Here is a 13,516-nt window from a genome sequence, read left to right as displayed (position 1 = left end):
ATTCATATTGGCTGTTATCGATATCAAAAGTACTTCTTATCAAGGAAATAAAACGAAATATGTTATAATTTCCCGGGAAATGATGCATTGAAAATATTATTCCACAATATAAGACAAAAAATAAAAGTGGAATGGTATATATAAATGAAAGTAAGAAATTAGAATTTTGTTTTCTTATAATAATGCCGAGATGGTGATTGAAAAGAGTAATCAGCGAACGTTTTTAGTGGGGTGCGGTTACTGACCACCGTCATAACCATTATAGCGGCAGGTATAAATCCGACAATCATTTAAAAAATAATATTTCAGCGTATAAAGAAAGGAGTTTGTTATGTTTTCAGCAGGACAATTAGCTTTGCTCAGTATCTTCTCCCATATCATGTTTATTTATCTGACTTGGAAAGTAGTTACTGCCATCCGGATTGAAACGATATTTAAAAAAGGAAGATCAGCAGAAGCAAGAGTGTTTCTTCTGTTTATTACGATTATGATTGGAACAGGTGTAAGCAGGTTCTTTCTTGATATATTACAATGGTCTGGTGATTTAATATATCTTTTTTCTTCCATATATGTATTGATATAAAAACTTCTGTCAAAACTGAGATTAATAGATTTGATAGGAGGTTTTTTTATGTTTCATAAAATTCTTTTTCATTCTAATTTCCCTTTTACCCAAGCAAGCCCCCTTCAGGCATTCCAAAATCGAGGTCAGCGAAACAAACAGGCTATTTGTTTTTTGCTGCTTATTTGCTTTTTTGTTAACCAGGCCTTCAGCCAGCCTTATCAGGAGGATGAAATGCAGGACTTAGGTGCATTTGCGATGTCGAACGATTGGAATATCGACTTTTGGGAGGTAACGATGAAGGAACAGATGGCAGCAGAAGAGGCACAACATCTTGTTCAGCAGCTGGAAGCAACGTATACGCTACAGGAGGATAAGGATGAAAACCGGATAAAGTATACTTTTGAGAGTCGTCACAAAGAGGACCCCTTTTACGTAATATATAATGTGATTCTTCCTGTGGATAAGGAAGAGCCGGCAGAGGTAATTGTTGTTATGCATGGGACTGATTGGAATAACCAAATAAGCCAAAAGTATCAAAAAGAGAAAAGAGCTGTACAAAAGAATTATTTAACAAAAGAGACACAACTATATACTTGTCTATCTATACAAGATAGTGATATAATGAATCACGATGTAATTTTAAATGAAGCAGCGACATATTTTAATATAGAGCATATTTCGACTAAAAATGACAATATAGAAAATTCTAGGATTGAAAAAAGTACATACGGGTATACAAAAACATGGGAGCAGTTTTATTTCATGGAGAATGACCCAAAAAATGTGCAAATTACCACTGTTGCAGATCGTCAAGGGGAAAAGAGTTTTATGATAGGAACACCTATCCTAATCAATGAATATTAATAATAGGGAAATTAGATTCTGAAGGGGATTTATGACATGGAAAAAATCATCGTTGGTGGCGGACGAAAGTTAGAAGGCACTGTGCGTGTTGAAGGTGCTAAAAACGCAGTCCTGCCTGTACTTGCTGCTAGCTTAATAGCTAGTGAAGGAAAAAGTATTATTAAAGAAGTACCAGTATTAGCAGACGTATACACAATTAATGAAGTGCTTCGCAACTTAAATGCCAATGTGGAATTTGATTCAACAGAAAAAACAGTAATGATTGATGCTTCTGCTAAGCTGGAGACAGAAGCCCCGTTTGAATATGTAAGAAAAATGCGTGCATCCGTGCTTGTGCTGGGACCATTATTAGCCCGCTATGGACACGCAAAGGTAGCTATGCCTGGAGGATGTGCAATTGGATCACGTCCAATTGACTTACATTTAAAAGGTTTTGAAGCTATGGGAGCAGAGATTCACGTTGGTAATGGTTTTGTAGAAGCTAAATCAAATGGCCGCCTGCATGGCGCGAAAATTTATTTAGATATGCCAAGTGTTGGTGCTACAGAAAATATCATGATGGCCGCTGCATTAGCAGATGGAAAAACAGTGATTGAAAACGCAGCGAAAGAACCTGAAATCGTTGACTTAGCTAACTACTTAAATAAAATGGGCGCAAGAATCGTTGGAGCTGGTACTGAAACCATCCGTATCCACGGTGTGGAAAAGCTTTACGGAACAGAGCATATCATGATTCCAGATCGTATTGAAGCAGGAACATTTATGGTTGCAGCAGCAATTACAAAAGGAAATATATTAATTGAAAATGCTGTGCGTGAACATTTAAGTTCAGTGGTTTCCAAATTGGAAGAGATGAACGTGCAAGTGATTGATGAAGACGGCGGATTACGAGTTATTGGTTCTGATGCGACGCAATCTACAGATATTAAAACATTGCCGCATCCAGGTTTCCCGACAGATATGCAATCACAAATGATGGCATTGATGTTATGTGCGAAGGGAACCAGTGTTATCACTGAAACCGTATTTGAGAACCGTTTTATGCATGTAGAAGAATTTCGCCGTATGAATGCGAATATTAAAATTGAAGGCCGCAGTGTGATTATCGAAGGTCTTTCTAAATTACAGGGTGCAGAAGTGGCAGCGACAGATTTACGCGCAGCAGCAGCACTGATTTTAGCAGGACTTGTAAGTGACGGTTATACACGGGTTACAGAGCTGAAGCACTTAGATCGCGGATATGTTGATATCGTAGGAAAATTAGCGAATCTTGGCGCAGACATTAGACGCGTTGATGAAAATGGTGTTGTATTACAGCCATTAGGTGTAGAAGAAAATGTCGAATTAAGTGAATTTGTAACGGAATAATACTATCGTAATCCTTTCAAAAAAGATGTATCTCATGGAGATGCGTCTTTTTCATTTTTCTGTAATTAACCACTATAACAAGCGGCGGTTTTTGATGGGACAAGTAATCGCAACAATGTTGTCAGGTTACATAGGTATAAAGAATTATTTTTTCAAATCTTATTAAATAGATATGGTTAGTAACAAGTTACGTTAAATCAGCAGTCTATTCGTTTTTCGAAATAAAATGTTAGAAAAAGAAATGAGTGATAATTCATTTTTTTACAATATTTCTCTTCTCACTTTTCATGAAACATGCTATATTTGAGAAAATTACTAATATTTCGATTGGGTGATGAAAATGAAAATGTATATCTCTGTGGATATGGAAGGAATAACAGGACTTCCCGACGCCAGCTTTGTGGATTGGCGGAAGCATAATTATGAAAGAGCCCGCAAAATAATGACGGATGAAGCAAATTACGTGATTCAAGCTGCCTTTGATGAAGGAGCAGAAGAAGTATTAGTGAACGACAGCCATTCCAAGATGAACAATTTACTTATTGATGAGATTCATCCGGATGCCTTATTAATAACGGGAGAGGTCAAGCCCTTTTCAATGATGCAAGGATTAAATGACAGCTATAGCGGTGTTTTCTTTGTAGGTTATCATGCAAGAGCAGGGCAGCGCGGGGTGATGTCACACTCAATGATACACGCTATCCGTAACTTTTATCTGAATGATCATTGTATCGGGGAGATGGGAATGAATGCATATCTTGCCGGATACTTTGGTGTACCTGTTTTATTTGTAGCAGGAGATGACCAGGCAGCGGCAGAAGCAGAGAAATTAATCCCGCATGTCACCACTGCTGTTGTAAAGGAAACAATCTCGAGATCCTCCGTAAAAAGTTTAACACCTAAAAAAGCAGGTCTGTTGCTTAAAGAAAAAGTAAAGCTCGCTCTGGATAACCGCAAGCTTGTATCCCCATTGATTCCTCCAGAAAATCCAGAGCTGACGATCGAATTTAATAACAGCGGACAGGCAGAATGGGCCAATTTAATGCCCGGCACGCTATGGATTCCCGGCACAACCAAAGTGCGCTTCCAGGCAAAAGATATGAAGGAAGCCTATCAAGCGATGCTGGTTATGACGGAACTGGCCATGCAGACAACATTTTCCTAAAGCTTCTAAACCACCTCTTAAAGTGTAATGAATACAAGAAACAAACATATTTATCATTAGTAACAAGCTGATTTATTCTTTTTAATTAACAGGTTCGTTTTTCTTTTCTTTATATACGGAATGTTTTTTTATAAAAAGATATGATAGTGAGGTGAAAGGTATGCTGAAATACATTTTTAAGCGCTTACTTATTATGATTGTTACACTATGGGTGATCATTACCCTTACTTTTGTATTAATGGTAAATATACCAGGATCTCCTTTTAACACAGATCAGTCATCAAATGCAACGGTACAGGCTAACCTGGAGGCGCATTATAATTTAGATCAGCCTTACTACATACAATATTTGCTTTACATTAAATCCATTGTCACCTTTGAATTCGGACCTTCTATCAAGCAGCCTAATCAGACAGTAAATGACCTTTTATCACGGGGTTTTCCAATTTCCTTTGAACTGGGAATCATCACGATTGCCCTGGCAGTCGTTTCCGGCGTATTGATTGGAATAATTGCAGCGCTGCGGCATAACGGCTTTCTTGATTATCTAACTATGGGGATTGCTGTTTTAGGCATCTCGATACCAAACTTTATTTTAGCTACGATTCTTATTCAGCAGCTGGCGGTAAATTTGGAAATATTTCCGGCAGCCACCTGGAGAAGCCCCGCTCACATGGTGCTTCCTATCCTTGCGCTTGCGACAGGACCAATGGCAATTATTGCCCGTTTGACACGCTCTACAATGCTGGAGGTGCTGACACAGGATTATATTAAAATGGCAAAGGCAAAAGGACTGTCGCCTTGGAAGGTCATTTTCAAGCATGCGCTCCGGAACGCGTTAATGCCAGTTGTGACGATTATGGGAACCCTCTTTGCAGGGATCTTGACAGGAACCTTTGTGATTGAACAGATTTTTGCGATACCGGGAATGGGAAGATATTTTGTGGAAAGCATTAACCAGCGTGATTACCCGGTAATTATGGGGACCACTGTTTTTTACAGCGCTTTCTTGATTATTATGCTTTTTCTGGTGGACATTGTCTATGGAATACTTGATCCACGAATCAAGATGCATCAGAAAGGGGGCAGATCAAGATGAAACCAGAGAAAGAAATGGAGCATTTTGAGACACCGGCCGCTATCCCTGATGAATGGTTTTCGTGGAAAGAAAAGGATAAAGAAAAAATGGAGGAAGTGTCCCGTCCATCCTTATCGTATTGGCAGGATGCCTGGCGGCGTCTGGTGAAAAATAAGATGGCCATGCTTGGGCTGATCTTTCTCGTCTTACTGACGATTATGGCTATTTTCGGTCCGGTTATTTCTCCTTATGAAGTAAACAGACAAGACCTTCCGAATCAGTATCAGCCGCCTTCGATGGAGCATTGGTTTGGCACGGATAATGCAGGGAGAGATGTGTTTACACGGACGTGGTACGGCGCCCGTATTTCCTTATTTGTCGGTCTGGTAGCTGCCTTGATTGACGTCACCATCGGGATTATCTGGGGAGGAATCTCCGGTTACAAGGGCGGCCGTACGGATAATGTGATGATGCGTATGATTGAAGTGTTATATGGCTTGCCTTATCTATTAGTTGTTATTTTACTTTTAGTTGTACTCGGGCCGAGTCTTGGAACGATTATTTTGGCATTGACCATTACCGGCTGGGTAGGGATGGCCCGAATTGTGCGGGGACAGGTGCTGCAAATTAAAAACTATGAATTTGTCCTCGCTTCGAAATCATTTGGTACGAAAACATCGCGGATCATCCGGAAGAACCTCCTTCCGAATACGATGGGACCCATTATTGTTCAAATGACCTTAACCGTGCCGTCTGCAATATTTGCCGAAGCATTCTTAAGCTTTATCGGTCTTGGGATTCAAGCCCCGTTTGCCAGCTGGGGAGTGATGGCAAACGATTCATTAGGAGCGATTTTATCCGGAAACTGGTGGACTTTGTTCTTCCCGGCATTTTTTATCTCTTTTACGATGTTTGCCTTCAATGTCTTGGGGGACGGTCTGCAGGATGCACTTGATCCGAAATTAAGAAAGTAGGTGGGCAACTTGGAAAGAATACTCGAGGTAAACGACTTGCATGTGACCTTTACTACGTATGGAGGGACAGTCCAAGCTGTCCGGGGCGTCAGTTTTCACTTGGATAAAGGAGAAACCTTAGCAATCGTCGGGGAATCCGGCTGTGGAAAAAGTGTTACCTCCAATGCCATTATGCGGCTGATTCCGGATCCGCCGGGGAAAATCACGAAAGGCTCCGTTATTTTTAAAGGGCAGGATCTGGCAGCATATTCGGAGAAGAAAATGCGGTCCATCCGCGGAGTAGATATTTCAATGATTTTTCAAGATCCAATGACAGCACTTAATCCAACCTTAACCATTGGCACACAGCTGATGGAGGGGTTAAAGGAACATAAGAAAATATCGGGGACACAAGCGAAGGCAAAAGCGGTTGAAATGATGAACCTGGTCGGAATTCCTAACCCGGAGGAACGTTTAAAACAATATCCGCATCAGTTTAGCGGGGGAATGCGTCAGCGGATTGTGATTGCAATTGCTCTAATCTGTGATCCGGATTTGCTGATAGCGGATGAGCCGACGACTGCACTGGATGTGACCATTCAAGCACAGATTTTGGAATTGTTTGCAACCATCCAGGAGCGGACTGGGGTATCGATTATTTTGATTACGCATGACCTGGGCGTGGTCGCAAAGATAGCAGACCGCATTGTTGTGATGTATGCTGGGAAAATTATTGAATCCGGCAGCAAACGGGAAATATTCTACGAATCGAAGCATCCATACACACAAGGGCTGCTCCATTCTGTTCCCAGATTAGATGCCAAGGAAGAATTAAAGCCGATTGCTGGTACACCACCTGATTTATTCTCACCTCCAAAGGGATGTCCTTTTACAGCGCGATGTCCATTTGCGATGGAGGTGTGTGATAAAGTTTACCCCGCTCCAGAAAAAATCAGCGATACACATTATGTGGATTGCTGGCTGCAAGATGAGCGGGCCAAGCGGCTGTTAGCTGCAAATGTCTTACAAACTTAAAAAGGGGGCAAAACAATGAGTAGAAAGAAGCTTTTATGGGTACTCCTGGTACTTTTTACAGCATTTGTTCTCGCTGCATGTACAGCGGGCGAGGATGCAGGAGAAGAGCCGGATGATGCGGACACGGATACAGCAGAAGAAGCGGATGGCGAGGAGGGCGGAGAGGATGCTGCTGCAGAAGAAACGCCGGATCTGGATGGAAAGACATTATATATCAACAACGGTCAAGAGCCGACCTCCCTCGATCCATCCATTGGCTTTGATCAGGTATCTTGGGATCCTTTGAATAATCTGATGGAAGGGTTGACACGTCTGGATGAGAATTCAGAAGCAGCAGAAGGGGTGGCAGAGAGCTGGGATATTTCTGAGGATGGATTGACGTATACATTCCATTTGCGGGAGGATGCCAATTGGTCTAATGGAGACCCTGTGGTTGCAGAAGATTTTGTCTTTGCCTGGAAGCATATGCTGGACCCTGATACAGCTTCTGCTGCCGCATTTTTAGCTTACTACATTGAAGGCGGAGAAGAATACAACAGCGGGGAAGGTTCGGCCGATGATGTCAATGTCACAGCCATTGATGATAAGACATTGGAAGTTGTTTTAATTCAGCCGACTGGATTCTTCCTGGATTTGCTTACCAACCCGGCATTTTTCCCAATCAACCATCAGGTTGCTGAAGAAACGCCAGACTGGCATGCTGAAGCAGATACGTTTGTAGCAAATGGTCCATACATGTTAGATTCATGGGATCATGATAGCGAAATGATTTTTGCAAAGAATCCAGAATATTGGGATGCAGATGCTGTTAACCTGGATTATGTTCATTTTTCCATGGTTAACGATTCAAATACACAATACCAAATGTTCCAGACAGGCGAGCTGGATACAGCGAGCGTGCCTCCAGAGCTATCTGATGAATTGATAGATGGAGATAATGTATTTATCGGGGAATATGGCGGACTGGAATTCTTTCGTTTTAACCTGACAGAAGAACCGTTCCAAAATAAGAAAATCAGACAGGCGTTTTCATACGCTATTAACCGCGATGATATTGCGGAATACGTCGTTAAACAAGGGGTAGAGCCTGCATACGGTTTTGTATCACCTGGCTTTACCGCACCGGACGGAAACGATTTCCGTGAAGAAAACGGCGATTTAGTAGCATTTGATCCGGAACGTGCCCAAGAGCTGCTCGCAGAAGGAATGAAGGAAGAAGGCTATGATGAGCTGCCGCCGATTGTACTATCCTTTAATACCAGCGACACTATTCAAGCGATTGCAGAAGCCATGCAAAATATGTTGAGTGAAAACTTAGGCGTGGAGGTCACACTGGAGAACCAGGAATGGAATGTGTTTGCAGAAGCGCAGCAAAATCTGGAACTGCAATTCTCAAGAAGCTCATTTATCAATGATTATGCTGATCCAGTCAACTTCTTAGAAAGCTTTGTCTCAGATTCTTATATGAACCGTACCGGGTTTGAAAGTGAAGAATATGACGAGCTGATTCAAAAAGGTAAAAGCGAAACAGATGAAGAGCAGCGCTATGAATATCTATACGAAGCAGAAAGAATGCTGGCTGAAGAAATGATTGCCATGCCAATCCGCTACTATAACGTGGTTGTTCTGGAAGCAGATGGCGTGGAGGGAATCCTTCGCCACCCGGTAGGATACTTTGATTTGAAATACGCAGATAAGACGGAGTAAGGTACAGGGGAACTGCGGTAAACAGGATAGGCTCATTCATATATGAGCCTGTCTCTGTTTTTAGAAAACTTGGTTGTCACTAAGCCCTTAGGTGACAACCTTAGTTACACTTATGCAGTTAAGAAAGTTTATACTTTCTTAACTGCCAAAAAAGGAGGATATATAGATGCTTTCTTATCGTTTGAAAACTGGGGACACCATCGGAATGATTGCGCCGGCCGGTCCTGTAAAAAAAGAAAAACTGGAGCAATCCTTCTCCTTTTTTGAAAATATGGGTTTAAGGATAAAGCTTGGACAGCATGTCTATGATCAATATGGCTATTTAGCAGGAAAGGATACCCATCGGTTAGCAGATTTTCATCAGATGGTTGCCGACCGGAACATCAAAGCGATCATTTTTGCCAGAGGCGGATACGGTACGGGGCGTTTCATTGATAAATTAGATATGGAATTAATCAAAAAAAATCCCAAAATTATCTGGGGATACAGCGATATTACATTTTTACATACAGCTATCCGGCAAGCAACAGGCCTGATTACGTTCCATGGCCCGATGCCGGCATCGGATATAGTGAAAAAAGACTTCGATACGCTTTCCAGTCAGCTGTTTAGACAGTTGTTCGGGCCGACCAATCTCATTTATTCGGAAAGCATTTCTCCGCTGACTGTCTATCGAGAAGGAGAAGCCACGGGCAGCATTGTCGGTGGAAATCTTTCTCTCCTGGTGCAGACAATCGGAACGCCCTATGAAATTGTAACAAAGGATAAGCTGCTGTTCATCGAGGATATTGGAGAGGAGCCGTATCGAGTTGACGGGATGATGAACCAGCTTCGTCTGGCTGGGAAACTAAAGGATGCTGCCGGTATCATTATTGGCGACTTTGCGGAAGCTGAACCGAAAGTCCAGCCCAGTCTGAGGATGGAGGAAGTCTGGAAACATTATTTTAGAAATTATACCAAGCCGGTTGTTGCCGGTTTCCGAATTGGCCACTGTTTTCCGCATTTCTCTATTCCTTTGGGGGCAAAAGCAACGTTATCCAGCAGAACGAAAACACTTCAGCTGTCGCCGGGAGTCCGTTAATGAAAGAGAGAATTACCCACATAGAAAGGGCTGTTTAGCATGAAGATTGTTGATTTGGAACTTTATCATAGCTCGATTCCATTGCATACCCCATTTAAAACAGCGTTGCGCACAGTAACCATTGCGGAAAGTATAGTTGTGAAAATAACCTGCGATAATGGCATCACTGGCTGGGGAGAAGCCCCGCCGACACATGTTATTACAGGGGAAAGCCTGGCGAGCATCCATTATGCAATGGATAAAGTGCTCCGTCCGGTTATAATCGATGCATCATTATGTTCTTATGCAGCTGTATTTGCCCGTTTAGAGAAAGCAATCACAGGCAATACAAGCGCCAAGGCTGCAGTGGATATGGCATTGTATGATTGTCTTGCTCAAGCAGCCGAACAGCCTTTATATCAATACCTGGGAGGCTATCGTTCGCAGATTGAAAATGATTATACGGTCAGCGTGAATGAGACGGAACAGATGGAGCAGGATGCAAAATTATATAAAGAGAATGGGTTTCGGATTTTAAAGGTGAAAGTAGGCAAGGACCCGGCAGAAAAAGATATAGAACGGGTAGCTGCTATCAGGAAAGCTGCAGGAGAGGATGTGCTGATACGGTTAGATGCCAACCAGGGCTGGACGGCGAAAGAGGCTGTGAAAGCTATTACACAAATGGAAGAGCTGGGATTAAATTTGGAATTGGTAGAGCAGCCTGTGCCGGCACATGATGTGCAGGCGCTCAAATATATTACCGAACGTACCACAACACCAATTATGGCTGACGAAGCGGTATTTTCCACACAGGATGCACGCCGTGTGCTGGAAATGGGGGCGGCAGATTTAATCAATATTAAATTGATGAAGTCCGGCGGAATCCATCAGGCTATAAAAATCGCGAACCTGGCTCAGGATTTTGGTGTCTCATGTATGGTCGGAAGCATGATAGAGACCAAGCTGGGCATTACCGCAGCAGCTCATTTTGCAGCCAGTCATCCGGCGGTGATCCGCTTTGATTTTGATGCGCCGCTGATGCTGTCCGATGATATTTTGGAAGGCGGTATCCAGTATCAGGGAAAGGGAAATCAAATTACGTTTTCAAATCAATCCGGACTCGGGATAAAATCAGTGAAGAAAGCTTATCTGCAAACAATCAAAAGGGAAGGGAGCTGGTAGAATGCAGCAGTTGTTGAAGGAGCTTCCGAAAACATTCCATGTAACAAATGTACAGGCTGCAACAATTTGGACCAATCCGCAGGCAGCCAGAGCAGAGGATAAAGATGGAACCTCCCATCCTACAGATATATTAAAATGGGTCAATTCCTTAACCTATGAGGAAAGCTTGGCACTATGTAATGAAAATCGCGTACAATCGCAAACGCTATATGGCGAGCCTGTTATCGTTTTAGAAGAAGAGGGAGACTGGGCGCATGTGATTGCTCCGTTCCAGCCGTCCAAAAAAGATTCCAGAGGCTATCCTGGATATATCCCTCTCCGGCAATTGACAAGCGTGGATAAAGAAGCATGGCTTCAGGATAAATATATTGTGGTGAAGACAGACAATGCCTGGCTGGAAGACCCGGCGAAAGACACGCGCATCCAGCTGAGTTATTTAACGATACTGCCTTATTTAGGGGAGAGGGAAGCACATGTTTATGTACAAACACCATCCGGAAAGCAGCAGATCGCCAAAGAAAAAACAGTCACCGTGACAAAAGAGGACGGGATAAAACAGGGCAGCGGAGCAGATATTGTCACTGCAGCTCTTCCCTTCATCGGATTGGATTATTTCTGGGGAGGAATGAGCTCCTTCGGCTATGATTGTTCCGGTCTGGCCTATGCTGCACATAAAGCAAATGGTTACTGGATTGCCCGGGATGCGGGAGACCAGGCGAGGGCGGGAGAAGAAATTGCAATCGATGCCCTCAAGCCGGGAGATTTGCTTTTCTTTGCCTATCAGGAAGGGAAAGGAGCCATCCATCATGTCGGCATCTATAAAGGAAATGGAGAAATGCTGCATTCCCCGCAAACCGGAAAAGGGGTGGAAATCACGCCTTTAAAAGGGACCGAGTATGAAAAGGAGCTCTGCGCAGCAAGAAGATACTGGAGGTGAGGAGATGGAAGATAAAATCCTGGAAGTAAAAAATCTAGTGAAATACTTTGATGTCGGGAGGTCAGATATTTTAAAAGCTGTTAATGATGTATCTTTTCATATTTTTAAAGGGGAAACGTATGGGCTGGTTGGCGAATCCGGCTGCGGAAAATCTACCATCGGCCGCACGATTCTAGGATTATATGAAAAAACAAGCGGGGATGTTTGGTTTAATTATGAAAATGTCCATGGGTTGACGGAAAAGGAACAATTCGCTCTCTACCGTAAGATGCAGATGATTTTTCAGGACCCCTATGCTTCGCTGAATCCCCGGTCTACCATTAGGGAAATTATCTCTGAGCCGCTGGAGGTACATGGGGTTTTTAAGAAGAAAAAAGACCTGATGAACCGGATATATGAACTGTTGGAAGAGGTAGGGCTCAGCCGGGATCATGTGAACCGCTATCCACATGAGTTCAGCGGCGGACAGCGCCAGCGAATCGGAATTGCAAGAGCGCTCGCGCTAAACCCGGACTTTATTATTGCGGATGAGCCTATCTCTGCATTGGACGTTTCTGTGCAGGCGCAGGTCGTCAATCTGATGAAGCGGCTGCAGCGGGAAAAAGGGCTGACGTTCTTATTTATTGCCCATGACCTATCGATGGTAAAGCAATTTTCAGACCGGATCGGCGTAATGTATCTAGGGAATTTAGTAGAGGAAACAAGCGGAGAAGCGCTCTATGAAAATCCATTGCATCCTTATACCAAAGCCCTGCTATCAGCTATCCCGATCCCAGATCCGGATATAGAAGAAAAGAGAGAGCGGATTATTTTAGAAGGCGAATTGCCAAGCCCTATCAACCCGCCCTCTGGCTGTGTATTTCGAACAAGATGCCCCATGGCAATGGAGATATGCAAGGACGTCAAGCCGGTATGGCAAGAGATAGATCCCGGGCATCGTGTAGCCTGTCACCTCTATGATAAAAATTATCAAGACAGCCTGACAACAGGACCGCAGCGGACAAAAGAAATTGTCGAAGAAGAAATCCAATCATAGCAGGAGAAACCATGGAAACTCTTAAACAATAGAGCCCTTCTATGGTTTTTTGTGTGTATATCATAAAAGCGAAATTTTTTGATAAGTGAGATAATGGAAGCCTGTCCAAATTTCTTGTTGGATACGATGTTTTAATATAGACGATACCATAAATGTTTTTGGCGGAACGCCTGATTGCAATGGTTTTCGATGGGACGCGTAATGGAAGCAATGCTTTTAGATTAGTGAATTTTATTAGTTTTGATACAGATAGTAATAAAACCTATCTAGCGTAGTGTTTTTCTGGGGTTGCGATTACTCACCCCACCAAAACCCGTCGCAGCGGCGTTTTAACCTGACAACATTGGTAATCGCGGTCCGAGAATGTCACGCACCAAGTTTTTAACCCTTATTCCGCAGGGTCGCAAAACCTCCCCGCTGAATAAAGTTTCCTTTTTAATTTTCCATTTGCATAACGTACTTCTCACATTTTTTCTTAAGAAAAGGTCTATTTTGCCGGCAAAATGTATAGATTTAATAGTAGGCATGATAGATATAAACAGCTTATCACTCTTAAGAAAAGGAGG

12 protein-coding genes are annotated in these 13,516 nt (G+C 42.8%); all 12 read left to right on the top strand.

From position 1 onward, the window contains the following. The first annotated feature begins 331 nt into the window (after positions 1 to 331). Entirely contained in the window at positions 332 to 583 is a 252-nt protein-coding gene (locus tag MKY45_RS20580; protein ID WP_256705219.1) for a DUF1146 family protein, read from the top strand. A 48-nt stretch (positions 584 to 631) separates the two neighbouring features. Next, the gene (locus tag MKY45_RS20575; protein ID WP_052484873.1) at positions 632 to 1,429 is read left to right on the top strand and encodes a YwmB family TATA-box binding protein; all 798 of its coding nucleotides are present in this window, start codon (positions 632 to 634) and stop codon (positions 1,427 to 1,429) included. Between the two features lie 36 nt (positions 1,430 to 1,465). Next, on the top strand, positions 1,466 to 2,797 hold the full coding sequence (gene murA / locus MKY45_RS20570; protein WP_042529516.1) for a UDP-N-acetylglucosamine 1-carboxyvinyltransferase: 1,332 nt from the start codon (positions 1,466 to 1,468) through the stop codon (positions 2,795 to 2,797). A 340-nt stretch (positions 2,798 to 3,137) separates the two neighbouring features. Further along, positions 3,138 to 3,962 (top strand): M55 family metallopeptidase, encoded by an 825-nt coding sequence (locus MKY45_RS20565; protein ID WP_042529518.1) that lies wholly within the window; start codon positions 3,138 to 3,140, stop codon positions 3,960 to 3,962. A gap of 160 nt (positions 3,963 to 4,122) precedes the next feature. Continuing rightward, complete coding sequence (locus MKY45_RS20560) at positions 4,123 to 5,061, top strand: ABC transporter permease (RefSeq protein ID WP_042529520.1); 939 nt, start codon at positions 4,123 to 4,125, stop codon at positions 5,059 to 5,061. Further along, on the top strand, positions 5,058 to 6,014 hold the full coding sequence (locus MKY45_RS20555) for an ABC transporter permease (RefSeq protein WP_042529522.1): 957 nt from the start codon (positions 5,058 to 5,060) through the stop codon (positions 6,012 to 6,014). The genes MKY45_RS20560 and MKY45_RS20555 overlap by 4 nt, the downstream gene beginning before the upstream one ends. Before the next feature lie 9 nt (positions 6,015 to 6,023). Then, positions 6,024 to 7,028: an ABC transporter ATP-binding protein gene (locus MKY45_RS20550; RefSeq protein WP_256705217.1), complete on the top strand. Its 1,005-nt coding sequence runs from the start codon at positions 6,024 to 6,026 to the stop codon at positions 7,026 to 7,028. Between the two features lie 15 nt (positions 7,029 to 7,043). Next, positions 7,044 to 8,735 carry a peptide ABC transporter substrate-binding protein gene (locus MKY45_RS20545; RefSeq protein ID WP_256705216.1) on the top strand — a complete coding sequence of 564 codons (1,692 nt, stop codon included), beginning with the start codon at positions 7,044 to 7,046 and terminating at the stop codon, positions 8,733 to 8,735. 166 nt (positions 8,736 to 8,901) lie between these two features. Beyond that, on the top strand, positions 8,902 to 9,816 hold the full coding sequence (locus tag MKY45_RS20540) for a S66 peptidase family protein (RefSeq protein WP_256705215.1): 915 nt from the start codon (positions 8,902 to 8,904) through the stop codon (positions 9,814 to 9,816). A 39-nt stretch (positions 9,817 to 9,855) separates the two neighbouring features. Beyond that, positions 9,856 to 10,977: a mandelate racemase/muconate lactonizing enzyme family protein gene (locus MKY45_RS20535; RefSeq protein WP_256705214.1), complete on the top strand. Its 1,122-nt coding sequence runs from the start codon at positions 9,856 to 9,858 to the stop codon at positions 10,975 to 10,977. A 1-nt stretch (position 10,978) separates the two neighbouring features. Further along, positions 10,979 to 11,914 (top strand): C40 family peptidase, encoded by a 936-nt coding sequence (locus tag MKY45_RS20530; RefSeq protein ID WP_341173360.1) that lies wholly within the window; start codon positions 10,979 to 10,981, stop codon positions 11,912 to 11,914. Positions 11,915 to 11,918: 4 nt separating this feature from the next. Continuing rightward, positions 11,919 to 12,950: an ABC transporter ATP-binding protein gene (locus MKY45_RS20525; protein WP_256705212.1), complete on the top strand. Its 1,032-nt coding sequence runs from the start codon at positions 11,919 to 11,921 to the stop codon at positions 12,948 to 12,950. The last annotated feature ends 566 nt before the right edge of the window (positions 12,951 to 13,516 follow it).

This window comes from Oceanobacillus sp. FSL K6-0251, assembly GCF_038004725.1.
Lineage (GTDB): Bacteria > Bacillota > Bacilli > Bacillales > Amphibacillaceae > Oceanobacillus > Oceanobacillus oncorhynchi.
Note: the sequence above shows the minus strand (reverse complement) of the source record. Positions and strands in the feature narration are given on the sequence as shown.